Annotated in this window: 21 protein-coding genes and 1 pseudogene; 18 read left to right on the top strand and 4 right to left on the bottom strand. The window is 42.1% G+C overall.

What is annotated here, in order from left to right; genetic code table 11:
• Positions 1-82: 82 nt before the first annotated feature.
• From B4F91_RS05525 to B4F91_RS05515, 3 genes are read left to right on the top strand one after another with little or no spacing between them, the layout of a single operon-like run.
• Positions 83-706, top strand: coding sequence for a methylthioribulose 1-phosphate dehydratase (locus B4F91_RS05525; protein WP_004587487.1), 624 nt, complete (start codon positions 83-85; stop codon positions 704-706).
• Positions 706-1,389 carry an acireductone synthase gene (mtnC, locus tag B4F91_RS05520; RefSeq protein ID WP_256851603.1) on the top strand — a complete coding sequence of 228 codons (684 nt, stop codon included), beginning with the start codon at positions 706-708 and terminating at the stop codon, positions 1,387-1,389. The genes B4F91_RS05525 and mtnC overlap by 1 nt, the downstream gene beginning before the upstream one ends.
• On the top strand, positions 1,386-1,928 hold the full coding sequence (locus B4F91_RS05515; protein WP_286937917.1) for a 1,2-dihydroxy-3-keto-5-methylthiopentene dioxygenase: 543 nt from the start codon (positions 1,386-1,388) through the stop codon (positions 1,926-1,928). The genes mtnC and B4F91_RS05515 overlap by 4 nt, the downstream gene beginning before the upstream one ends.
• A 48-nt stretch (positions 1,929-1,976) precedes the next feature.
• Here the strand turns inward: B4F91_RS05515 and mtnA are convergent, their stop codons facing one another.
• Positions 1,977-3,002 carry an S-methyl-5-thioribose-1-phosphate isomerase gene (gene mtnA / locus B4F91_RS05510; protein WP_054983619.1) on the bottom strand — a complete coding sequence of 342 codons (1,026 nt, stop codon included), beginning with the start codon at positions 3,000-3,002 and terminating at the stop codon, positions 1,977-1,979.
• 128 nt (positions 3,003-3,130) lie between these two features.
• Between mtnA and mtnK the strand changes: the two genes are divergently transcribed.
• A complete protein-coding gene (gene mtnK / locus B4F91_RS05505) occupies positions 3,131-4,348 on the top strand; it encodes an S-methyl-5-thioribose kinase (protein ID WP_286937921.1) in 1,218 nt (405 codons plus the stop codon).
• Between the two features lie 36 nt (positions 4,349-4,384).
• Here the strand turns inward: mtnK and B4F91_RS05500 are convergent, their stop codons facing one another.
• The gene (locus tag B4F91_RS05500; RefSeq protein WP_004587481.1) at positions 4,385-5,866 is read right to left on the bottom strand and encodes an FMN-binding glutamate synthase family protein; all 1,482 of its coding nucleotides are present in this window, start codon (positions 5,864-5,866) and stop codon (positions 4,385-4,387) included.
• Positions 5,867-5,962: 96 nt separating this feature from the next.
• Entirely contained in the window at positions 5,963-7,741 is a 1,779-nt protein-coding gene (locus B4F91_RS05495; RefSeq protein ID WP_286937922.1) for a DUF885 domain-containing protein, read from the bottom strand.
• A gap of 355 nt (positions 7,742-8,096) precedes the next feature.
• Between B4F91_RS05495 and B4F91_RS05490 the strand changes: the two genes are divergently transcribed.
• From B4F91_RS05490 to mdoH, 14 genes are all read left to right on the top strand, one after another.
• Positions 8,097-9,083, top strand: a complete 987-nt coding sequence (locus tag B4F91_RS05490) for a GGDEF domain-containing protein (RefSeq protein WP_286937938.1) — start codon at positions 8,097-8,099, stop codon at positions 9,081-9,083.
• A gap of 95 nt (positions 9,084-9,178) precedes the next feature.
• On the top strand, positions 9,179-9,934 hold the full coding sequence (gene ubiE, locus B4F91_RS05485) for a bifunctional demethylmenaquinone methyltransferase/2-methoxy-6-polyprenyl-1,4-benzoquinol methylase UbiE (RefSeq protein ID WP_004587478.1): 756 nt from the start codon (positions 9,179-9,181) through the stop codon (positions 9,932-9,934).
• 11 nt (positions 9,935-9,945) lie between these two features.
• Positions 9,946-10,629, top strand: a complete 684-nt coding sequence (locus B4F91_RS05480; RefSeq protein ID WP_286937925.1) for a ubiquinone biosynthesis accessory factor UbiJ — start codon at positions 9,946-9,948, stop codon at positions 10,627-10,629.
• Positions 10,630-10,638: 9 nt separating this feature from the next.
• On the top strand, positions 10,639-12,243 hold the full coding sequence (gene ubiB / locus B4F91_RS05475) for a ubiquinone biosynthesis regulatory protein kinase UbiB (protein ID WP_138577397.1): 1,605 nt from the start codon (positions 10,639-10,641) through the stop codon (positions 12,241-12,243).
• 79 nt (positions 12,244-12,322) lie between these two features.
• The gene (gene tatA, locus B4F91_RS05470) at positions 12,323-12,577 is read left to right on the top strand and encodes a Sec-independent protein translocase subunit TatA (protein WP_004587475.1); all 255 of its coding nucleotides are present in this window, start codon (positions 12,323-12,325) and stop codon (positions 12,575-12,577) included.
• A gap of 5 nt (positions 12,578-12,582) precedes the next feature.
• Entirely contained in the window at positions 12,583-12,912 is a 330-nt protein-coding gene (gene tatB / locus B4F91_RS05465; RefSeq protein ID WP_288635413.1) for a Sec-independent protein translocase protein TatB, read from the top strand.
• A gap of 48 nt (positions 12,913-12,960) precedes the next feature.
• The gene (gene tatC / locus B4F91_RS05460; protein ID WP_286937927.1) at positions 12,961-13,701 is read left to right on the top strand and encodes a twin-arginine translocase subunit TatC; all 741 of its coding nucleotides are present in this window, start codon (positions 12,961-12,963) and stop codon (positions 13,699-13,701) included.
• Position 13,702: 1 nt separating this feature from the next.
• Positions 13,703-14,233, top strand: coding sequence for a hypothetical protein (locus tag B4F91_RS05455; RefSeq protein WP_054983614.1), 531 nt, complete (start codon positions 13,703-13,705; stop codon positions 14,231-14,233).
• Positions 14,233-15,018, top strand: a complete 786-nt coding sequence (locus B4F91_RS05450; RefSeq protein WP_055255450.1) for a TatD family hydrolase — start codon at positions 14,233-14,235, stop codon at positions 15,016-15,018. The genes B4F91_RS05455 and B4F91_RS05450 overlap by 1 nt, the downstream gene beginning before the upstream one ends.
• Complete coding sequence (locus B4F91_RS05445) at positions 15,018-16,865, top strand: sensor domain-containing diguanylate cyclase (RefSeq protein WP_286937930.1); 1,848 nt, start codon at positions 15,018-15,020, stop codon at positions 16,863-16,865. The genes B4F91_RS05450 and B4F91_RS05445 overlap by 1 nt, the downstream gene beginning before the upstream one ends.
• A 12-nt stretch (positions 16,866-16,877) precedes the next feature.
• Positions 16,878-17,888, top strand: a complete 1,011-nt coding sequence (hemB, locus tag B4F91_RS05440) for a porphobilinogen synthase (protein WP_288635411.1) — start codon at positions 16,878-16,880, stop codon at positions 17,886-17,888.
• 130 nt (positions 17,889-18,018) lie between these two features.
• Entirely contained in the window at positions 18,019-20,748 is a 2,730-nt protein-coding gene (locus B4F91_RS05435; protein WP_286937934.1) for an ExeM/NucH family extracellular endonuclease, read from the top strand.
• A gap of 325 nt (positions 20,749-21,073) precedes the next feature.
• Complete coding sequence (locus B4F91_RS05430) at positions 21,074-22,693, top strand: glucan biosynthesis protein (RefSeq protein ID WP_054983610.1); 1,620 nt, start codon at positions 21,074-21,076, stop codon at positions 22,691-22,693.
• Positions 22,665-24,626, top strand: coding sequence for a glucans biosynthesis glucosyltransferase MdoH (gene mdoH, locus B4F91_RS05425; RefSeq protein WP_286937936.1), 1,962 nt, complete (start codon positions 22,665-22,667; stop codon positions 24,624-24,626). The genes B4F91_RS05430 and mdoH overlap by 29 nt, the downstream gene beginning before the upstream one ends.
• 341 nt (positions 24,627-24,967) lie before the next feature.
• Here mdoH and B4F91_RS05420 read toward each other — a convergent pair.
• Positions 24,968-25,533: pseudogene (locus tag B4F91_RS05420) on the bottom strand (elongation factor G); the annotation flags it as partial.

Below are 25,533 nucleotides of genomic sequence, written 5' to 3'. Positions count from 1 at the left end.
AACGCAGCTCGCGTTTGGTTTAGCGCCTCAAACGCATTAAGTATTATTACGCATTGGTATTACACTCATTGGTGAGGAATGTATGCACAACAATACCGCTATTTCGCAACTTATTGAAGCCGGAAAATGGATCAGTCAAAAAGGCTGGGTTCCCGCCACCGGCGGAAATTTTTCGGCGCGCACCGCAACAGGGTATGTGGTTACCGCTAGCGGCTTTGATAAAGGTCAACTCGGTACACACACATTCATTGAGCTTGATCATCAAGGTAATCGCACTAAAGGTGCTGGCAACCCATCGGCCGAAACGCAACTGCACCTAGGCATGTATAAGCTTATTCCGCACGCAAACGTGGTACTGCATACTCACTCAGTAGCAGCCACCGTACTATCGCGTGTAATTAAAAGCCATGCATTAAATTTAAGCGGCTACGAAATGCAAAAGTCACTCAGTGGGGTAACTTCGCATTTAGATACGCTCAGTATTCCTATTTTTGAAAACGACCAAGACATAGACCGCTTAAGCTTGCTGCTTAGCGATCACCACTTACATACACCCATTGAGCATGCAGTGTTAATTCGTGGGCATGGCGTTTATGTAGTAGGGCGTAATTACAAGCAAGCACTTCGCCATTTAGAAGGGTTAGAGTTTTTATTTAGTTGCGAGCTGGAACGGTTAAAAATAGAAGGTATTGGGGCACAGCTATAATGATAAAAGCAATTTTAACTGATATTGAAGGCACCATAACACGTATCTCATTTGTAAAAGAGGTGCTGTTTCCGTATGCAGCTAAACAACTAGCAACGTTTATGCGCTTAAACGAAAATAAACCCCATGTCGCTGAGCAAATAGCGGCTGTTAAAGCCATTATTAATGAGCCAGATGCCGATATAGAAAATGTCATTAGCGTGTTACTAAAGTGGATTGAAGAAGATAAAAAAATTACCCCTTTAAAGCAAATACAAGGGCTAATTTGGCAAACGGGCTACGAGCACGGTGATTTTAAAGGCCACCTATACGCAGATGCGTTTGAGTTTTTACAAGCTCAGCATGCTCAAGGCACCGCACTCTATGTGTATTCATCAGGCTCAGTGAGGGCGCAGCAGTTACTCTTTAAATACAGTGACTATGGCGATATTCGCCCCCTGTTTAACGATTTTTTTGATACCAAAGTCGGCGCAAAGCAAGAGCAAGCCGCCTATAACACTATAGTTAATCAGCTCCCTTTTAGTGCAAACGAAATCTTGTTTTTAAGTGATGTGGCAGGTGAGCTTGATGCAGCCAAAGCCGCAGGGCTTAAAACCTTGCACTTAATACGTGATGGCCAAGCACATAGCGCGCACCCATACGTACATGACTTTAGCACAGTTAAATTGGAGCAATTTGCATGAGCCAATTAACAATTTATGCTAACAACAATCCAAGTAATGCGCTGGTAAATACCCGCGATTTAAGCGAAATTACTCAGCAATTAGCAAAGGTAAATGTACGTTTTGAACAATGGCAAGCAACCGCACCCATTAATGAGCACACCACAAATGAGCAAATTATCGCAGCGTATAAAAATGATATAGCACGCTTAAAAGCGCAAAATGGCTACCAAACGGTGGATGTTATTTCACTTGCAAAAGGTAATCCTGCAGCGGCACAAATACGAGAAAAGTTTTTATTTGAGCACACTCATAGTGAAGACGAAGTTCGTTTTTTTGTAAAAGGCCAAGGGTTATTTTGCCTACATATTGATGCCAAAATTTACCAAGTATTATGCCAGCAAGGTGACTTAATTTCGGTCCCAACCCTTACCCCACATTGGTTTGATATGGGGAGCGACCCAGAGTTTACCGCCATTCGATTATTTAATAATACCGAGGGCTGGGTTGCAAAAAGCACCGAGTCTGAAATAGCGAAGCAGTTTCCGTTGCTCGCATAGCAAAAGTAATACGCTCCACAAAGGGATAAGTGGAGCGCTGTTTAAAAACTACTTAAGCGCTGTTAACGCCCCACTCTCTACATCACTTTTATTGTAAACACCGGTATCTAACACCCAAGCTGTTATTAGTTTTGCAGGTGTTACATCAAATGCGGGATTATACACATTGGCATTCGTGGGTGCCCACAGCGCCTCACCAAAACTGCCACTTACGCCGCGTACCTCTGCGCTATTTCGCTGCTCTATTGCTATATCGCTACCGCAAGCTGTTTGTGTATCAAGCGTAGTTAAAGGCGCGACAACATAAAAAGGAATATCATGAAAATGGGCCAATACAGCTAAATTATAAGTTCCCACTTTATTAGCAAAGTCGCCATTAGCAGCAATACGATCGGCGCCTACCACTATTTTATCTACCTTGCCTGCGGCCATTAAGCTTGCTGCCATATTATCGCAAATAAGCGTATACGGTACTTGCCAGCGCTCAAGTTCGAACGCGGTTAAACGCCCGCCTTGCAACAAGGGCCGCGTTTCATCAACCCACACATGTATATTGCCGTGTTGTTGCTGCGCTTTGTAAATAACGCCTAATGCTGTACCAATACCAGCAGTCGCTAATGCGCCGGTATTACAATGGGTTAAAATATTGTCGCCGCTGTTTATAAGCTCAGCTCCGCGCGTTGCCATGCGCTCACATAGGGCAATGTCTTCAATAAAAAGGCGCTCTGCGCTGCACACCACAGCTGCTACAAAGTCATCGCTTTTAAGGGCCTCTCTTAATGTAGCCATGCAATGCATTAAATTAACAGCGGTTGGCCTTGTGGCTTCAAGCTCATCAATTGCTTTTGCAAGCGCCGCTTGAGTTCCCCCCTGCTGCGCTAAATGAGCAACCAGCAAACTCGCACCTAAGCCTATTAATGGTGCGCCACGAATTTTTAAACTGATGATCAGCTCCTTCATCGTCTCAACACTATGGCATTCGTGCCATACCTGCTGATGAGGAAGTAAATACTGGTCAAGCACACTTAATGTGCCGTTTTCATATTTTAAACTGCTTGCGATAAGGTTTTGCATGGTGAGGCTGCTTAAATAAAATGCGTAAGGGTATTTTACATCAGTTTGAATAACTCTCAAGTTAGACTTATAGACATCTAAACATTTAAAGGTATAGAATGCCCAAAAAGGTTATTTGAGAACTCACTATGGCTAACTATGTCGCGTTTGATGCGCAGCGCGCAATTGAATATGTAAATTCGCTAATTGACTCTAAGCAGTATGATTTTTTTAATGCTGGCGCGCACTTAACTGCGTACGAATTTGGTGACGGTAACCTTAATTTAGTATTTAGAATTAGCGATGAGCACCATAACAGCATTATTTTAAAGCAGGCACTGCCTTATGCTCGTTGTGTAGGTGAATCATGGCCGCTCACGCTTGATAGAGCCCGTATAGAGGCGCAAGTGTTACTTAACCATGGGGCTATTTGCCCACAAAACACCGCTAAAGTACTGCACTATAACCAAGCTTACGCACTTACTATTTTAGAAGATTTAGGTCACTTAAAAATATTGCGCACTGCGCAGAATAACGCGGAGCAATTTCCTAAGTTAGCCGAGCACGTAGCTACGTATTTAAGCCATACCGGGTTTTATAATTCAGATTTTTACCTAACCGCCCAGCATAAAAAGGCCCTCGTACAGCAATTTACTAACCCTGAGCTTTGCCAAATTACAGAAGATTTATTTTTTAGCGATCCGTATACAGATCACGAACGCAATCACTTTGACGAGCAACTTACTACACATGTACACGCTTTGCGCGATAACACGGCACTTAAGTTAGAAGTTGCGAAATTAAAAGCTAATTTTTTATCTAACCCGCAAACATTGCTGCACGGCGATATGCACAGCGGCAGTATTTTTGTAGATACCAATACCACTAAAGTGATTGACCCCGAGTTTGGCTTTTTTGGCCCTGTTGGCTTTGATATAGGCTCTTTTATTGGCAATTTACTATTAAATTACTGCGCACAAGCAGGGCATATTGAAGAGTTTGTAGCACGACGAAACTATCAAACGCATTTACTTAGCTGCATTGTTGAAAGCTATAATTTATTCGAGCAACAATGGTTAACTTTAATTGCCAACCACAGCACAGATCGCACCCTTAATACCGAGGGCTACCCACAGTACTTTATGAAAACCGTATTACAAGACGCCATAGGTTATTGTGGAACAGAACTAATTAGGCGCACCATAGGGCTCGCGCATGTGGTAGATATTGACAGCATTGAAGATGAAAATACGCGCCTTGCAGTACAAAAACAAACGCTGAGCTTAGGTGAGCAACTTATTTTAAATGCCAAAAGCTGCGACAACAAAGATGCCTTTTTTAGCTTATTAATAAGCCAACTAAATTAAAAAAGGCGCCAAAGCGCCTTTTTTATACTAATACCGTTATTGGTAGTTTTCGTAAATTTTATCGAGCGGCTCCGACAGCCCACTTTCTTGCACTATACGCACGTGTTTACGCCTTAATTCCCGCGCACTCGTTACACCACATGAGTGGGCAATTAAGCCAGCACCGTAATGAATATATTTATTATAATTGGCAACTCGCTGGGCTTTATCTGCAACATTTAAACCACGCTGTAGCCGCTCGTTATGGGTAGTTACACCGGTTGGGCAGGTGTCTTTATTACATTGCATAGCCTGTATACAGCCTAACGCAAACATATGACCACGCGCAGAAACAACAAAATCAGCACCCAAAGCAAGCGCCCATGCTACCTTAGAGGGCACAATTAACTTACCCGAAACAATGACTTTAACCCGCCCTGTTAAGCCGTGTTTTTCAAGCATATTAACAACCAGCGGTAAGCTTTCGCGCAGCGGTAAACCTACCGAATCTAATAAGGGTTGTGGCGCTGCGCCCGTACCGCCATCGGCACTATCAATAGTGATAAAATCCGGTGCTGATTCAAGCCCGCGATGGTTTATTTCTGCAAATAGTGTTTCTAGCCAAGTGTAATCACCAATAACGGCTTTAAAGCCGGTAGGTTTGCCTGTGGCGTTTCGCACTGTAGCAATCATATCTAATATGTCGCTTGGCTTTTTGATCTCTGGGTGCCCATTTGGGCTAATTGAATCTTTACCCTCAGGGATGCCCCTTATTTTAGCAATTTCAGCATTAACTTTTTTACCTGGTAACATACCGCCTTTACCTGGTTTGGCGCCTTGGCTTAATTTAAGCTCAAACATTTTTACGTTTTTATGCGCCGCAATTTCTTTAAGTTTATCAATACTTAAATTTCCAAGCTCGTCACGCACACCATATTTAGCCGTACCAATTTGAAACACCAAATCGGCTCCGCCCTCTAAGTGATAAGGGCTTAACCCGCCTTCACCAGTATTCATCCAGCAGCCGGCTAATTTTGCCCCTTTTGATAACGCTCTGACAGCCGGTTTTGAGAGCGCGCCGAAGCTCATTCCCGATATATTAAACAATGAGTTAGTGGTGTACGGCGTTTTACAATAAGGGCCTAAAGTTACATTACTTGGGTCCAGCGCCTCTTCATCTAAAGTAGGAAAAGCACAGTTCATAAACATCACTGTACCTGTTACCTCTAAGCTTTGCGTGGAACCAAATGCAGCGGTACGATCGACATCTTTTGCAGCACGATACACCCAGCTGCGCTCTGCTCGGTTAAACGGCATTTCTTCTCTATCGAGGGCAAAAAAGTACTGCCTAAAAAACTCGCCTTGGCGTTCAAAAAAGTACCTAAAGCGGCCAATAACCGGGTAATTTCGCCTAATTGCATGCTTTGTTTGAGTAATATCACGAAAATAAAAAACAATAACGGTAAGTACAATTAATCCTAATGCAACAATAAAAATACTCGCAAATACATCAATACTAAAAATAATAAAATCGCTCATCCAAGGCCCCTTGATGGCTGTTTTTAAAAATAAAAAAGGTGTTGCGTCAAAATGACACAACACCTTTCGTTGTTCAAGGTTTATACCTTTAGATAATTAGCTTTGCGTGTTTTCAAGCTCAGCTTTTATATACAAACGAACTTGCTCTTCAAGCACTGATAACGGCACAGAACCATGACGCAATACTTGATGATGAAACTCACGAATATCAAAACGTGGCCCAAGCGCTTGCTCGGCCTCTGTGCGTAAACGCTTGATAGTCAGCTCGCCAATTTTGTACGACAAAGCTTGCCCCGGCCACGAAATATAGCGGTCGGTTTCGGTTTTAACATTGTGTAATGAAAGCGCCGTGTTTTCGCTCATAAAGTTCATAGCACGCTCTCGGCTCCAGCCGTACATGTGCATACCTGTATCAACCACTAAACGAGCTGCACGCCACATTTCATAGGTTAAACGGCCAAATCGGCTGTATGGGTCTTGGTAAAAGCCTGCTTCTATACCTAAGTATTCAGAATAAAGCCCCCACCCTTCACCAAAAGCCGAAAGGTAGGCATCACGTCGGTAGCTTGGTAAGTTTTCAAGCTCTGCATTAAGCGATATTTGTAAATGATGACCCGGTACGGCTTCGTGTAAGGTCAGCGCCTCTAATACATACAATGGGCGCTTATCTAGCGCATATGTATTTACCCAATAATAACCCGCTTGATCGCTTCGGCTCGAGCCAACATAGCGACCGGTTGTATATTTAGGGGCTATATTTGCAGGTACAGGTGCAACGCCATAGGGCATACGTGGCAGTGTATGAAATAACTTAGGCAGCTGCGCGTCCATTTTTTTAGCTATATAAGCAGCTTCTTTTAATAGCTGCTCTGGAGTGGTGGCGTAAAATTGCGGATCGGTACGTAAAAAGTGGATAAAATCGGCAAACGTGCCTTCAAAGCCTACTTCTTTAATTATTTCCTGCATTTCACTGCGGATACGCGCCACTTCAGATAACCCCAGCTGATGTATTTCATCAATGCTCATATTTGTGGTGGTGTAATACTGTGCGCGGTTTTTATAAAACGCCTTGCCATTAGGGGTTTGCGAAATACCAATCGTAGTGCGTGCACCTTGCTGATATTGCGTAGTAAAAAATGTTAAATACGCTTTGTAAGAGGCAATAACATCATTTTTTATGATGCGTTTAGCTTTTTGCTGCAACGCTTTAAAGTCGTTTTCACTTAGCCCTGCTGTGTTCGTTTTAAACGGGGAGTAAAAGTCTGACTGTGTTACATCATCTACTATGTATGCGCTTATTGAGTCTTCATACCCAGCTAATACCGCTTGTGGCTGAGTAAGCCCCGTTTCGAGCCCCTTTTTCATCCAATGTATATTTTGCTCAAAAAAGCGCGGCACTTGTTCAAGGCGGGCTAAATACGTTTCTAACTGTTGTGGTTGCTTGTACTGCGAACTATTAATCATATAAGACAGGCTAGAATGGAACCCATACTCAGAAGTTAGCGGCATGTAGTGCGCATTAAATACGTATTCATCAACACTGTTTTGTACTTGCGCACGAATAATACTGAGGTTAATACTGTTTTCACTTGAAAGCTCATCGCTATCAATTGCATCTAAACGACTTAATAATGCTGTTTTTTCCTCATATTGCTGCTTTAAAAATTCAGCCGATAAATTAGGTAATAAATAGCCATCAACCCCTTCAGGTTGTGTGTAGGGATTAACACGTTTGCGGTAATCAACAATACTTTGCGCCACTTGTTCAAATTGCGTGTTTGCGTTGGGGCTTGTTAATGTACATGCGCTTAGCGTGCCAAAAAGTGATAGCACAAGCAGTGTGCGGCAAATTCGCGGGGGTAAGGAATAATTCATTTTAGTTTTACTTAACCATACAATAGATTTCACAAAACTATCGTAGGCTGAGTAAATAGCAAGATAAATGCGATTAATCTCAATAACACACGCTTAATTGGAGCGGGTAAAATAAGCTGAACCCGCCTAAATTAAGCTAAATACGTGCTCTTTGATGATAAAATCAGCTATTAGGCAGCAAAAGTAAAAATTTAAGTTCACTAATACTGGTTTTTACTTTTAAATAGCCTGCTTAACGATTATTGTAGTAAAAAAATAATAAAGCTTGGATGCATTGCCGCCTCATTGAAGAGTTATTTTAATGTGTAATTTAATGCGTACTTAGTTGGTAGTTAAAATGATGTTCCATGATTCCATGGCTGTAGCTCAAGAAAAAATGACGAATGTATGCCTGTTTTTAGAACGTCATACGCTGCCTCCCTCTCCGTTAAATTACCACGTTGCCTATACCTATATTAGTAAAGTAAATCCTCAGCTAAATAACGCCATAGATGAGGCCATTACTAATAAAGCCCAAATTGATAGTATTTTGATTGAGCAGCTCTACTTTGAGTTTTTAAACGAAGGGCATACCACGCAAGTGGCAATGATTAATAACGTAAATGGGGTTATTGCTTCACTGTCGCGCAATGCGCAATCAACCGAAAAACAAATTGTTAGCTTTGCCGGCCAAGTAAGTGAGTGCATGCACACGCTTGATGAGAATAATATAGAGCAAAGCCGCCAAGCACTCGATACGTTAAACACCCAATCAGCCACGTTACTTGAGCAACACAAGCACTTCAAACACGAGCTATATAAAGCTAAAAAGTTACACGAAAAAACCCAAAAACAGCTGGCGCAATTACGTAAGCAGCACATTATTGACTCACAAACTGGGCTGTATAAACGTCATTATTTAACGCAGCAAACCCAACTATGGAGCAACCAAGACAAATCAATTTGCGCAATTGCTATTCAAATAGATAATTTAGATCATTTTGTAGATAATTACGGCGATATAATTGGCGAAGTTATTTTGAACAAAGTGGCTAAACAAGTAAAAAAATATGTCTTTCAAAGTGGTTTACCTGGGCGCACAGCAAAGGACCAATTTACCGTATTACTGCCAGATATAGACCCCGAAACCGCCAATGTTATTGCTGAAAAAGTGCGTAATGGCGTAGAAAAACTTCGTTTTGTTAGCTCAAAAAGCGGCACTAAGCTGCCTGGCATTAACTTATCTTTAGGCATAGCGCAGCAACTCAAAAATGATGACTTTAACCAGTTAGCTAAAAAAGCCTCGCAAGCGGCATTTAAAGCACGCTCACTGGGGCAAAGTAGCTTTACAGCTGGCCACTAGGTTTTACGCTAAATTACCTGATAAATCATATTCAAATTGCACCTGCAGTATACAATCAAGTACACTAGTCTTTATTGCCACGATAGAGACTAACCATGAACGAAACAGAGCAAAAGACCACGCATTTTGGCTATAAAACCGTAGCCGAAAACGATAAAGCCTCAATGGTTGCAGACGTATTTCACTCGGTTGCAGCAAAGTACGATGTAATGAACGATTTAATGTCTTTTGGTGTACATCGATTATGGAAACGTCAAACTATAGCCAGCTCAGGTGTGCGCAAAGGCCACCACGTCCTTGATTTAGCAGGCGGCACTGGCGACCTAACAGCAAAATTTAGCCAACTAGTCGGTGACACCGGCCAAGTAGTTTTAGGTGACATTAACTCATCAATGTTAAAAGTGGGCCGCGAAAAGCTGCACAACTTGGGTTTAGTCGGCAATATCGACTACGTGCAAATGAATGCCGAAATGCTGCCATTTCCAGATAACAGCTTTGATGTGATCACGATTGCCTTTGGCCTACGTAATGTAACCGATAAAGACAAAGCTCTTCGCTCTATGTACCGTATATTAAAGCCAGGTGGACGTTTATTAGTATTAGAGTTTTCGAAGCCTGAGCATGAAATTTTAAGTAAAGCGTACGATTTTTACTCGTTCAATCTATTACCAACTATGGGTAAAGTAGTGGCGAACGATAGCGAGTCATACCAATACTTAGCTGAGTCGATTCGTATGCACCCAGACCAAGAAACCTTAAAAGCAATGATGGAAGAAGCAGGCTTTGAACAAACAACGTATCAAAACCTAACCGGTGGTATTGTTGCACTGCACCGTGGTTTTAAATATTAAGGCAGGCAGTTATGGCGTTTGAGCAAAAAAGCGAGCAAGTGGTCGCAGCAAAACCCGATTCGCAGTTTTTTATGTTACCTAATTTTGTACTTTCGCTTATAGAGCGAGTGCTTAATAAGGTACTGCAACTCGACGCCACCTTAATAGATAAGCTCAGTGCCGTTAAGCACAAACCATTAAAGGTCGAAATCCGCAATTGGCAGCAGCAAATAGTATTAACCTTTGATGGTAAACTATTACACCTTTACAGTGCCAGTGATGAAGATAGCGCAGAGTGTATGATCAGCGCAGATATAGATACACTCATGGCGCTTAAAGACCCAGCCATGCTTACACAGTTCATTCGTCAAGATAAGCTAGACCTGCAAGGCGACTTAAACGTCGCTCAGGCATACAGCGCCGCATTTTCTGGGCTAGATATAGATTGGCCTGAGCAACTATCGCATTATATTGGCGATGCGCCCGCACAACAACTTTATATACAGCTAAACGCTTTACGCAGTAAAGAGCGTAAAGCGCGTCAGCAAATTAGCACCACATTAACCAGCCTATGCCAAGATGAGCTCGCTGTAACTATTCACCCTTTAGAGCTTGAACAATTTAAACAACAAAACCGAGTGCTAAAAGGGCAAGTGGCCGCTATTGAACAACGCATAAATGCATTAATCAACTCTTCTAACACCAACAGCCGCTAAGGATTTTTTGTGTCGACTGCTCGATTGTATTACATCACTAAAACATTACTTAGCTACGGATTAGATGAGTTAATACCAAAACAAAAAATACCTTGGTACGCTAAAATTGCGCGTGGTAGCTTGTTTTGGTTACGTAACCAGCACAAAAATAAACCAGCGGGCTTGCGCCTGCGCTTAGCCTTGCAAGAGCTTGGCCCAGTGTGGATTAAGTTTGGCCAAATGCTTTCTACCCGCCGAGACTTACTTCCTCACGACATTGCGTTAGAGCTTGCTTTTTTGCAAGACCAAGTCGAGCCCTTTGAAGGCGAACTTGCCCAAAAAATAATTGAAAAAGCGCTCGAAATTAGCGATATAAACCAGTTGTTTAGTGAGTTTTCGCAAACCCCATTGGCCTCAGCGTCTATTGCGCAAGTGCATACTGCTAAGCTAGTTGATGCCCATAACAATACCCAAGATGTTGTTATAAAAGTGATTAGGCCAAACATAAAAACACAAATTAATGCCGACTTAGCACTTATGGAAAAGCTCGCTAAAGTGCTTGCCAATGTACACAGCGAAGCAAAAAGGTTACGCCCTGTCGAGGTGGTCAAAGAGTATAAAAAAACCTTGCTAGATGAGCTCGATTTAATGCGCGAAGGCGCAAATGGCATACAACTTAAGCGTAACTTTGAAGGCTCTGATTCGTTATATATCCCGGCTGTTTATAGCGATTATAGCCGCAGTAACGTTTTGGTTATGGAGCGTATTTACGGAATCCCGGTCTCAGATACCGAGTCGTTAATTGCGCAAAATACCAATATGAAATTACTCGCTGAGCGCGGTGTAGAAGTGTTTTTTACCCAAGTATTTAGAGACAGTTTTTTTCATGCTGATATGCACCCTGGCAATATATTTGTCTCTCGCGAGCACCCTGAAAACCCCATGTATATTGGTATCGACTGTGGCATTGTTGGCACATTAAACAAAGAAGATAAACGCTATCTCGCAGAAAACTTTATCGCCTTTTTTAATCGTGACTACCGCCAAGTTGCTCAGCTACATGTTGACTCGGGCTGGGTTCCGCCCGATACCAGCATAGAAGAGTTTGAATTTGCAATTCGTACCGTGTGCGAACCTATATTTAATAAGCCACTGGCTGAGATATCGTTTGGCCATGTACTCGTTAATTTATTTAACACCGCACGCCGCTTTAACATGCAAGTACAGCCGCAGTTAGTATTATTACAAAAAACGTTATTATACGTTGAGGGCTTAGGGCGTCAGCTTTATCCTCAGCTTGATTTGTGGAAAACCGCTAAGCCATTTTTAGAAGATTGGGTAAAACAACAAGTTGGACCGTTATCAGTAATGAAACAAATGTATGCTAACTTGCCATTTTGGGCTGAAAAAATGCCAGAACTACCTGATTTAATTTATCAAAATTTAAAACGTAGTCCGCAAATACAGCATTCTCAGCCAAGTAAAGTGTCACACAAAGCGCTAGTACTTAGCCTATTTGGCAGTGCTACACTGATTGTATCGGCACTGTGTTATCTGCAGCACGACCTCATAGCGGCAGGCGTAACATTAGCAGCGTCTGCAATTAGCTTTATTGTGGCGTGGCGTAACACATAAACTAAGTGCTATTTATGCCACAGGGCGTATAATTAGTACTTAAAATAAACATTTAAGCATTTATCAGTTGGAGATAACCATGGGTTTAGGTGGCATTAGTATTTGGCAATTATTGATTGTTTTAGCGATTATCGTACTTCTTTTTGGTACTAAAAAACTACGCGGCATGGGTGGTGATTTAGGCGGTGCAGTAAAAGGGTTTAAAAAAGCCATGTCTGATGATCAAACTAAAGAGACTGAAAGCGAAAAAGCTGAGCAAATCCAAGAGTCTCAAAAAGCAGCGCCAACACAGACACAAAGCACTGAAAAAACCAAAGACGATACTAAGGTTTAAGCAATATGGGAATGTGGGAGCTCGTTGTTGTTTTTATTGTTGGCCTAGTGGTACTTGGCCCTGAGCGGTTACCGGTTGCCATTCGCACCGTAATGCGCTGGGTAAAAACCGTTAAGTCGATGGCCAACTCAGTTAAAGCAGAAGTGAGTGAAGAGCTACGCATACACGAGCTTCACGAAAACCTAAAAAAAGCAGAGCAACAAGAGCTTAAAGATTTAAGCCCTGAGCTACAACAATCGGTTGATGAACTGCAAAAAGCAGCGCAGTCGGTTACTCATAGCTATAAAAACACTTCAAGCACGTCATCTAGCGAACAACTCGATGAAAAAAAGTGAAATTAATTCCCCTATTTGTGGTCAACTTATTACGTGGTATAAAAAATAATGTCTGAACAAGCTAAATCAGGGTTCGTCGCTCACTTAATTGAGCTGCGCGATCGGCTTATTAAATCACTTTTTAGTATTTTAGTGATATTTATTGGCCTAGTGTATTTTGCCAATGATATATATGAGTTTGTAGCCGCCCCTTTAGTCGCACATTTACCAAGCACTGCCACTATGATAGCTACCGATGTTACGGCACCGTTTTTTGCACCGTTTAAACTAACGCTATTTGTTGCCTTGTTTGGCGCTATTCCGTGGATATTGCATCAAATTTGGGGATTTATAGCACCTGGCTTATACCAACACGAAAAACGCATGCTAATGCCAATTTTGACCTCAAGTATTTTGCTATTTTATGGCGGTATCGCTTTTTGCTACTTTATAGTGCTTCCTATTATATTAGGCTTTTTTACTAGTGTAGGGCCGCAAATGATGACCCTAGCACCGGATATTAGTAGCTATTTAGGATTTGTACTTAAGCTATTTTTTGCATTTGGTGTGGCGTTTGAAATACCCGTAGCCATAATGTTGCTATGTTGGAGTGGCGCTACAACCACGCAGAGTTTAAAGCAAAAACGCCCTTATATTGTGGTTGGTGTATTTGTTGTGGCGATGTTTTTAACACCGCCCGATGTGTTATCACAAACACTATTAGCACTTCCTATGCTGCTTTTATTTGAGCTAGGGTTAATTTTAGCGAAATTTTATAGCGCTAAAGAACAACAGGAATCTGAGGAATAAAATGAAAAAACAACTACTCTCACTACTGGTTTTACTAAGCGCACCGACGTTTGCAGCGCAAGAAATTAACGTGCAAGCTTTGCAAGCATGTAGCTTTATTGAAAACGACTTTAACCGTTTACTATGTTATGACAACACAGTGGCAGGTAAACCGCTTACTAAACCTAGTGAGAAAAAAACCCTTACCCCACCAAAAGCCGTAACCAATGTATCGCCAAACGTAAGTGCACCTGTTGCAGCTGTTTCTAAAGCAGCGCCTGCTGCTAAAGCAGATGATTTTGGCCTTGAGCATAAAGAGATCACTAAAGATAAAGACGAAAATATCACAGCATTAGTATCATCAGTTAGAAAAGCTCCTTATGGCGAGCTCATTATTACCCTTGATAACGATCAGCAATGGCGTCAAATTGGCTCTGACAGCCTTAAATTAAAAGAGTCAGACACAGTGGTTATTAGCCGCGGTGTATTTAATTCTTTTTTACTTCGTAAAGATGGTCAAAACCGCTCAATCCGTGTGAAGCGCACTCAGTAATGACCTACACGTTAGTTGATGCCGGCGTTAATTTAACCAATCACCAGTTTGAAGGTGAGCATCAGGCCATTATTGCCCGCGCAAATGCCGCGGGCGTGCAAGCTATGTTACTGATCGGCTGCGATGTGCCTAGTAGCGAACAATCGCTTACATTAGCAAAACAATATAATCAGTTTTCTACTGCTGGCGTGCATCCACATGACGCTAAAGACGCCACCGATGAACTTGAAACCACTTTAACGCAGCTTGCTAGTAACGATTGCGTTGTGGCCATTGGTGAGTGTGGGCTTGATTATAATCGCGATTTTTCTCCTCGCGATATTCAGCGCAGCGTATTAAAACGCCAGTTAGCGTTAGCTGAAAAACTAAACCTACCTGTTTATTTACACGAACGTGACGCAAGCGAAGATATGCTAAATATTTTGGCTAACTATAACGTACGTGGCGTGCTGCATTGCTTTACAGGCAATGCCCAAGCACTTAAAGATTATTTAGAATTAGGCCTTTATATTGGCATTACTGGGTGGGTGTGTGACGAGCGCCGCGGTAAAGCATTGCAACAATTGGTGCCAAGTATCCCGCTTGAGCGGTTATTAATAGAAACCGATGCGCCTTTTTTAATTCCACGCACAATAACCCCTAAACCAAAATCACGTAAAAATGAGCCCGCCTATCTTAGCTATGTGTGTGAAACACTCGCTAAGCTTTATAACGTTGAACCAAGTACTATTGCCACCCATAGTACGGCTAACTTTTATAGCTTATTTGATATAGCAGGTCGCTAATGACAAGCCCAAAGGCGCTATTTAGCCTATTTATGCTCCTTTGTTCATTTTGCAGTGTTGCAAACCCCGTAATTTCTGAAAATTTTAAATCAATAAAAATAGACACCCTGAGCTATTCGTTTACGCCCACCACAGCAAACAATGCCTACCATGAGGTTAACGACTGGCAAACAGTAAGTGATAAGCCATTAAATTTAGGGTTTGAACAACGCCCTGTATGGGTCAAGTTTACAGTTAAAAATACCTTAAATAACAATATAAGCCCTATTTTATCGCTCGATAACCCGCTGTTAAATGAAGCGCAAATTTTTCATTTTTATAATTCAGCACTGCTCTCACACATGCAAACTGGCGATAACTTTAAGCTCTCATCACGGCTAATAAAAAGTGAATCTTTATTAGCAACCTTGAGGCTGCCGGCAAATAGTATTAGCACCGTAATAATGAAGGTTAACAACAGTGCTGGGCTGCGCATCCCGCTGACTTTATGGCAACCAGATGCCTACCTAGCGCATAAAGGTAAGCTTAATTTAATTTATGGCTTACTCATTGGTTTTTTATTTTCATTGGCCATAAGTTGCTTGGTTTTGTATGGGTTTTCGCGCAAGTTGTATTTTGCTTATGCAGGCATTATTACGCTGACCTTAGGTGTGCTTCTGGCTTATTTATGCGGTTTTGGCGCTCGTTATTTTCATCCAAATTCGCCTTCATTACAGCAAGTAATGATACCTGTTTTACTAATGCTCACTACGCTTGCTTTTGTGCCGCTACAAAAACAACTGTGCCAACCTAAAGCCTCTAAACTACTAAAATGGCAAACCATTGTTGCTAATATTTACGCAATTAGCCTGCTGTTTATGTGGGCTTTACCTAGCACAGTGTTTACCCCATTTAGCTTACTGGCGAGCCCGATTGTTATTATTTATTGCTTGGTAAGCGCCTACATCTGCCAGCAAAATGCGCCTTCAAAACCAATTCAAGCACTACTAATTGCACTCATGCTATTTTTACTTGTTATGGTGTACCTTATTGTTGCGGTATTTGGCTTATACCCTTTAGGTAGAAGTAGCTTAGCTTTTGTTTTTATATGCTTTTTTGGTAGTACATTTTGCCTATGTTATGGCGTTATGAAGCGCTTTATTTTAGAGCGTGATGAACAAGTTATTGCTCAACAAACCTTGATTGCTGAAAATGCAGCCCAAGATACACTATTAAATGAGCGGCTCGCGCTGCAAGCCCAAACACAAAAAGAATTAGAGTCGTTAGTTGATGAGCGCACCTTTGAGCTACAAGTCACTTTGCGTGAACTAGAAGATAAAAACCGCGAGCTTGAGCTACTTAATATGGAAGACGCGCTGAGTGGCGTTAAAAATCGTCGCTTTTTTGATAAAAAATTAGTGATGGAACTGCGTCGCTCTCGGCGTGAACAAACGCCTTTGAGTATGATTATGCTCGATATAGACCGGTTTAAACGCGTAAATGATAACTACGGGCACTTAACCGGCGACCAAGTAATACGCGCTGTAGCCGACATTATAAAACAGCATTTAAAACGCCCGTTGGACGAAGTTGCTCGCTACGGCGGCGAAGAGTTTGTTGTTTTGCTACCTAACACCCCAAAAGAGGGGGCTGTTGATATTGCGGAAAAAATTCGCCAAGCCGTAGAGAGTAATACCGTAAACGTAGCCGGAACAGCCGTAAAAGTAACCATTAGTGCTGGCGTAAACAGCGCTGTAGTAAACGATATTAGTAACCCTGAGCTATTTACAGACGACGCAGATAAAGCGCTCTATTTCGCTAAACAACATGGCCGAAATCAAGTAATTAGTTTTCCAATTCCACAGTAGGAGCTTAGTAACATGGCCCAATCAGGACTCGACCTTTTCCCATATACCCGCATGCGTAGAATGCGCCGCAGTGATTTTTCTCGCCGTCTTATGGCCGAAAACCAACTATCGGTAAACGATTTAATTTTTCCGGTATTTGTACTTGAAGGTAAAAACCGCCGCGAAGCAATTGAATCAATGCCAGGAATTGAGCGTTTATCAATTGATTTATTGCTTGAAGAAGCTAAAGAGCTTGTAGATTTAGGTGTACCTGCCGTCGCTATTTTTCCGGTAACCCCTGCTGACAAAAAATCTTTGATGGCCGAAGAAGCGTACAATGAAGATGGCTTAGCACAACGCACTGTTCGTGCTTTAAAAGAAGCTTTTCCTGAGCTTGGGGTTATTACCGATGTAGCCCTTGACCCATTTACTACTCATGGCCAAGACGGCATTATTGATGATGAAGGTTATGTAATTAATGACATAACCACTGAAATTCTTGTTAAGCAGGCGCTTTCGCACGCCGAGGCAGGTGCCGATGTTGTTGCACCCTCTGACATGATGGATGGCCGTATTGGTGCTATTCGCGAAGCACTTGAAGCAGATGGACATATTCACACACGCATAATGGCTTACTCAGCTAAATATGCCTCTAGCTATTACGGGCCGTTTAGAGACGCTGTTGGCTCTGCAGGTAACTTGAAAGGGGCCGACAAAAAAACGTATCAAATGGATCCTGCCAACTCTGATGAGGCAATTCGTGAAGTGGCACTTGATTTACAAGAAGGCGCCGACATGGTGATGGTGAAACCCGGTATGCCGTACCTTGATATTGTTCGTCGTGTTAAAGATGAATTTGGTGTACCTACTTTCGCATATCAGGTCAGTGGCGAATATGCAATGCACAAAGCGGCAATCGATAACGGCTGGTTGAGTGAAGAGGCCACAATTATGGAATCATTACTGGCATTTAAACGCGCCGGAGCGGATGGTATTTTAACGTATTTTGCCAAGCAGGCCGCGCAATGGCTGCAAAATAATTAAACATGTTATCAAAGGCGGTACGCCGCCTTAATTTTTTTACAATCATTAACATATTTGTATTCTTTTTGTCATTTAGATTGCCTAAACTGGTGTCCCATTTTGGGATTTAAATACACGGGAATAATAAAAAATGTTAAAAACGAAAATAACGCCACTGGCGCTTGTATTAGCAAGCCTCAGTGCACCAGCCTCCGCCGATCTAATCATTTCTGAATACATCGAAGGCAGCAGCAACAATAAAGCGATTGAGCTTTATAACAATGCTGATACCGAGCTTTCTCTTGAAGGTTATACTTTAGGACTTTATTCAAATGGTAGTAGTTCGGTAGGTAACTCAATTGATTTATCAGGCACATTGGCTGCCAATACCACCTTTATCATTTCAAACCCTAGTGCAGCCGCTGCCATTCTTGATATTGCAGATGAAACCAGCACAGTAACTTACTACAACGGTGACGATGCCCTTGTTTTAACTAAAGATGGTGTGGTGGTTGATAGCTTTGGCCAAGTGGGTGTTGATCCTGGCTCTTTTTGGTCTGATGATACCGTACAAACTCAAAATAAAACCTTACGAAGAAAAAATAGCATCACAACGGGTCGAACTGACTCAACTGCAACTTTTAATCCTAGCGATGAATGGGAACAGTTTGATATTGACACCTTTGACGGCTTAGGCTCGCATGCTGGCGATGGTGGTACGGCTCCTGCGCCAGACCCTGAGCCAGAACCATTAGAACCGCTTGTATGTGGCGCAGATAAAACGCTAATTAGCGCTGTGCAAGGTGCAGGTGAAGCAAGCCCGTTAGTAGATACCCTTGTTGAAATTGAAGGTATTGTCACTGCCGATTTTCAAGGTGAAGATGGCTTAGGTGGTTTCTTTGTAAGCTCGCTTGCTGCAGATGTAGATAACGACCCAATGACCTCTGAAGGTCTATTTGTATACTTTACTGATACCGATGTAAATGTAGGTGACCACGTGCGCGTACAAGGTACGGTTGATGAATACTATGATTCAACACAACTTGCAGATGTAACACAAATTGCAGTATGTGGTACTGACGAAGCGGCCTCTGCAACCTCAATAAGCTTACCTTTAGAGAGCCAAGCTGACTTAGAAGCTTATGAAGGTATGCTAGTAAGCCTAGACCAAACACTTGTAGTTACTAACAACTACGGCTTAGGTCGCTATGGTGAAGTAGAACTAGCCACTGAGCGTTTATACCAAGGCACTCAAGTTGCATTGCCAGGTGATGCAGCCAATGCTGTTGAAGCGGCTAACTTGACTAAAAAAATCTTATTAGATGATGGCTCTACAGCTCAAAACTCAGATCCATCGGCTTACCCAGCGCCAGGCCTATCGGCAGAAAATACTCTACGTACCGGCGATACTGTAAATGCGGTAACAGGGGTAGTTACATACAGCTTTAGCACGTATCGCATTCACCCAACAGTTACACCACAGTTTATAGCGACTAATGCGCGTGAAGATGCGCCTGAGCAAAGTGAAGAAGCCGATTTACGAATCGCCAGCTTTAACGTACTTAACTACTTTAACGGTGATGGCCAAGGCGGTGGTTTCCCTACTAGCCGTGGTGCAGACTCAGAAGAAGAGTTTGTACGTCAAGAAGCAAAACTTGTAAGTGCTATTAGTGCAATGCAAGCTGATGTTGTTGGCTTAATGGAAATTGAAAATGATGGCTTTGGTGAGTTCAGTGCTATAGCAAGTTTAGTAAATGCATTAAACGATGCTGACAGCGCTAACAACTACGCGTTTGTAGATTTTAACGTAGCCCAAATTGGTACCGACGAAATCACCACAGCCCTTATTTACCGCGCAGATAAAGTAGAAGAAGTAGGCACAGCGGCTATTACTACTGATTATCCGTTTGATTACAGCAACCGTGCACCAATTACACAAAGCTTTAAGTCACTTTCAACAGATGAAGTATTTACTGTTTCTGTAGCCCACCTTAAATCTAAAGGGAGCTGTGGTGATGATAACAACGACGACCTAGGTGATGGCCAAGGCTGTTGGAATGAAATTCGTACCGAAGCTGCTGATGCGTTTACTGATTGGTTAGACAACAAACCTACTGGCGTAGATGACGAAGATATCATTCTTGTTGGTGATATGAACGCTTATGCAATGGAAGACCCAATCCGTAAGTTTGATGAAAAAGGCTATAAAAACGTAGTCGCAGAGCTTGATGGCGATACACTAAGCTACTCTTATAGCTTCTCTGGCCGTGCAGGTAGCCTTGATCATGCTTTAGCAACCGAGTCTTTACTAAGCAAAGTTGTTGCAGCAAATGATTGGCATATCAATGCTGATGAGCCTATCGTGCTTGATTACAACCTAGAGTTTAAGAGCGAAGGTCATCAATCTACGCTATACGCAGAAGGGCCATACCGTGCATCTGATCACGACCCTGTGATTGTTGATATAAAATCTGAAGTAGTACTTACCCCTGAAGAGCAAACACCGGTAATTGCACCTGATCAAATATTCACAGTAGATGAAAACAGCGCTGTAGGCACTGTGATTGGCACACTTGATTTTAGCGACCCTAATGCTGATGTATCACCTGTGGTTAAATTTATCGTATCAGGTAACGATTCTGTATCAATTAACGAGCAAGGTCAGTTAATTGTTGCAAGCGAAGTAGATTACGAGTTTGAAAATCGTATTACCCTTACAGTACAAGCAGAGGATAGTGTAGGTAACGTATCTGAAGCACAAACGGTTGTAGTAAGAGTAAACAACCTACGTGGTGATGACGATAACGACTCAGGCTCATTGCTTTGGTTATCTCTTTTATTAGCGCCACTTTCATTAGTGCGCAGATTTAAGAAAAAATAACGAGTGATTTGTATTAAAGCCGCATTTTTGCGGCTTTTTTTATGCTTATAAAAATGTAATTCAGACAAGCTTCAGTAAACAACCCTTAATATCTTCCATACCGTTTATTAACTATTAATAGAATTAGCCGCGCAACAAATACATTAAATGAGTATTTTTTACACATAAGCCGTAGTTAAAACCCTTTTTAATAAATTTACCTGTTGAAATGTAAACACTTTATTTACGGATTAAAAGTTGCACTATAAGTTCGTCACCCTTGTGTAGTAGTTAAGTAACAAACCCTAAGCGTAAAAATAAGTCGTGTTTTTATAAAGGAATGGAAATGAAACAATTAACCCAAACACCTCCTACTTGGCAGAAAAAAGCAACGCCATTATTGGGTCTACTTTTTATTTTTTCTGGCTGGGGCTATAGCACGCAGGCAATAGCAGCAAGTGTTGATGCAGCAATTCCGCAAGAAAGCCTATTTGAAGTAATAAGCGCCCGCGCTAAAAAACTAGCAGAACAAGAATATGCACCTCCAAAAAATATAGAGCTAGAAGCATTAAATAACATTGATTACCAAGATTACCGCTCAATTCGATTTAAGCAGGACAAATCGGTGTGGAAAGATGAAGGTCTGTATGAGCTACAACTCTTTCACCCTGGTTTTTTATATAAAACACCGGTAACAATTAATACCGTAGAAGGCGACTCAAAACGTAACCGCCTACCTTTCAGTACTGATTTTTATCAATACGATGGCACAGCCGCCCCTTTAAAAGACGAAATAGCAAAAAGCGTAGCCGGCACGCAACTAGGCCATGCAGGCTTTCGCTTACATTACCCAATTAACACAAACGAATACAAAGATGAGGTAATGGTGTTTCAAGGGGCCTCTTATTTTAGAGTTGTTGGTCCTAATCAAGTATATGGTTTATCAGCACGCGGATTAGCAATCGATACCGCGGAAACATCGGGTGAAGAGTTCCCTATGTTTAAAGAGTTTTGGCTTGTTAAGCCCCAGGCTGAGCAAACTAACATCACTATTTTTGCATTGCTTGATAGCCCTTCGGTATCAGGCGCTTACAAATTTGATATTGACCCAACAACCAGTATGTTAGTTGATGTTGATATGCAAATTTTTGCCCGTAAAGATATTAAAAAGCTAGGCGTAGCCCCTTTAACAAGTATGTTTTACCACGGTGAAAACAGCACTAAGTTTTTTGATGACTACCGCCCAGAAGTGCATGATTCAGACGGCTTGTTAACACAGTCAGCTGATAACAAATGGGTATGGCGCCCGCTTAACAACCCAACACAGTTAAGCGTTACCTCGTTTTCGTACACCAACCCTAAGGGGTTTGGTTTAGCACAGCGTGACCGTGACTTTAACAATTACCTAGATACTGAAGCGCACTACCACGACCGTCCAAGCCTGTGGATAGAGCCAAAAGGTGAATGGGGAAATGGCCGAGTTGAGCTAGTAGAAATACCAACAGATACAGAAACGAACGACAATATAGTGAGTTACTGGGTGCCTGAAAAGCCAATGAAAGCTGGTGATTCATTAAAGCTAAGCTACAAAATGAGCACCTTTAACGCCCATTTAACTCAACACCAAAAGGCGCGTGTAACACGCACACGTATTGGTAGCGCAGCGCTGCCAGGTGAAGATAATCCACCACCGCAAAGCCATCGCCAGTTTACCGTCGACTTTGCAGGCCCCGATTTAAACAACCTGTCTGAAAAGCTAACACTTGAAGCCGACATTCAGCTTACAACAGGTGAAGTAAGGGATGTAACAGTGCAAAAACTTCCTAAATCTCTTGGTTGGCGAGTAGCGTTTAAAATTGCACCACAGGACGATCAACCCGTAGATATGCGTTTATCGTTAAAACTTCGTGATAAAGAAATTAGTGAGGTATGGAGCTATGTTTGGTACCCAAATGACATCAAGTAATAAAGGAAAGGGCACACCAATGCCATTCAAAACACTGCGCGTATGGTTATTTGCTATTGCAGCACTCACTGTTTCAGGGTACGGCATCTCCATTATGTTTGAAATTTTAAGCTCAAACGGAATGACCTTGCTTGAATATGCGCTATTGGTTTTATTTTCAATAACCTTTGCATGGATTGTTACGGCATTTTGTAGCGGCACGATAGGATTTGTACTGCAATTTTTTCGTATTGACCCGCTCACCCTAAGACGCATTAAGCCTATTGAGTTTGACAATACCGCGCTTGCACAGCAAAAAACCGCGGTAGTTATGCCTATTTATAACGAAGACACGCACCGTGTTATTGCCGGCTTTGAAGTGAGCTTACAATCGCTAAAAGAGACTGGGCAACTTGCCAATTTTGACTTTTATTTACTCAGCGACACGCAAGACCCTGAAATAGCACAAAACGAGCTAAGCGCATGGCATGCTTTATGTGAGCGTTTAGGCGATACTGCAAAACAGGTTTTCTATCGTCGCCGCGAAGATAATAAACACCGTAAAGTAGGTAACTTAACCGACTTTTGCGAGCGCTGGGGCAGCCAATACGATCACATGATTGTACTTGATGCCGACAGCGTAATGACGGGTAAATGTATGCTAGAGCTGACCACAAGCATGATCAACAACCCGCAAGCTGGCTTAATTCAAACTATTCCTATTCCAGTTCGTCAAGACACCTACTTTGGTCGTTTTTTACAATTTGCCTCTGTGCTTTACAGCCCAATGCTGGCAACGGGGTCTGCTTTTTGGCAAACCGACAAAGCTAATTATTGGGGCCACAATGCCATTATTCGTGTTGAAGCATTTATTAACTATTGTGGTTTACCTACGCTTGAAGGCAATGCCCCCTTTGGTGGCGAAATTTTAAGTCATGACTTTGTAGAAGCTTCACTACTGCACAGTGCAGGCTGGGATGTTCTATTACTTAGCGATATTGAAGGTAGCTACGAAGAAGTACCAAGTAACATTTTAGATTATGCCATACGCGACAGACGTTGGGTGCAAGGTAACATTCAGCATCTTGGTTTATTAGGCTCGTCTAAATTAAAGTTAATGAGTAAGTTTCACTTTTTATTAGGCGCAACCGCTTATATTTCATCGCTTATTTGGTTATCTATGCTGGCACTAAGCACCATAGATGCGGTAACACGTGCATTAAATAGCGATGTGTACTTTAATCGGGTTTATCAGTTATTCCCAACGTGGCAAATAGCTAAAACAGACCTAATTGATTCACTACTTTATTTAACCATTATTATATTATTGGTGCCTAAATTAATGGGTGTAATTGTCACGCTAGTGCACAGAAATAAGCGCTTTGGCGGCTCGTTTAAATTAATACTAGGCTCAATAATAGAGACTGTATTTGCCATTATTGTGGCACCACTTATGATGGTGTTTCATGCTTACTTTGTAGTATGTGTATTTTTGGGTAAAAAAGTTAAGTGGGATGCACAACCGCGCGAAGGCCGTATGGTACCGTGGAAAGAAGCGTTTAATTACACACTATTTTCTACCTTAGTTGCCATAGTATGGGGCGCTACAGCCTATTACTTTACGCCAGTGTTCTTTTGGTGGTTATCGCCTATATTACTTGGTCTATTACTTGGAGCGCCAATAATACGCTACACCAGTAGCATTAAGTTAGGTGTGCAACTGCGTAAAATGGGAATATTTATTTGCCCTAGCGAAGTTGATAACGACCCTATGCTAAACAACCTTAAAGTGCATTTAAAAGAGATTTCGGTACCAGAGCCTGGGCAATACCCTAAAACGGTGCCAGCCCTGCCACAAGAGCATTTAGTGGTTATGCCCATACAAAGCTTTAATAAGCCTCGCTTGCCAAAGATGAAAGCGCTAAGAGCTAAAGCAATTAAGAAGTTTAATTAGCGCAATGGGCACGCACTAAATACAAAAAGGAGCATGATTGCTCCTTTTTTTATACCTAAAATAAGCCGCTATACAACTTCCCTTTCATAACTGCACCTCACTTACTGTATTAGGTGAGCGCTCTTACGCACTCTGTGCGAAGCTAAGCAGCCATTGCTCCTACAGTCATCACTTCAGCTTTAATTAAAGCATGTATAGCTCACCGCTTTAAGCAGCCTTTTATTTAGGTTGTCATTGTTGGTATTACTGTTTTTGAGAGACGCTAACTCAAAGAGTAATTAAATCGTAGGCAATAAAAAACCCGCACATGTGCGGGTTTTTTTAAAGAGTTACAGAGCTAATTACTTAGCTGCTTTTTTCTCTTTTTCTGCAGCGATTACAGTGTCAGCTACGTTTTGTGGACATGCTGCGTAGTGTGAGAACTCCATAGAGAACTGACCACGACCTGATGTCATTGTACGTAGTGAACCGATGTAACCAAACATTTCTGATAACGGAACGTCTGCTTTAATGCGAACGCCAGTTAAACCAGCTTCTTGGTCGCTTAGCATACCACGACGACGGTTAAGGTCACCGATTACGTCACCAACGTGATCTTCTGGCGTGAACACGTCAACTTTCATGATTGGCTCAAGAAGTTGTGCGCCCGCTTTAGGGATCGATTGACGGAAAGCGCCTTTAGCAGCGATTTCGAATGCGATTGCAGATGAATCCACGGCGTGGAAGCCACCGTCGAAAAGTTCTACTTCAACGTCAAGTACTGGGAAGCCAGCTAGAACACCTTCGTTCATCATTGACTTGAAGCCTTTCTCAACTGCAGGCCAGAATTCTTTCGGTACGTTACCACCAACAACTGATGAAGTGAACGTGAAGCCTGAATTCGCTTCGCCTGGCTTGATGCGGTAAT

Source organism: Pseudoalteromonas sp. UBA6610, assembly GCF_002433295.1.
Classification (GTDB): domain Bacteria; phylum Pseudomonadota; class Gammaproteobacteria; order Enterobacterales; family Alteromonadaceae; genus Pseudoalteromonas; species Pseudoalteromonas atlantica.
The sequence above is the reverse complement of the archived record's forward strand: the minus strand, read 5'-3'. Positions and strand labels throughout refer to the sequence as shown.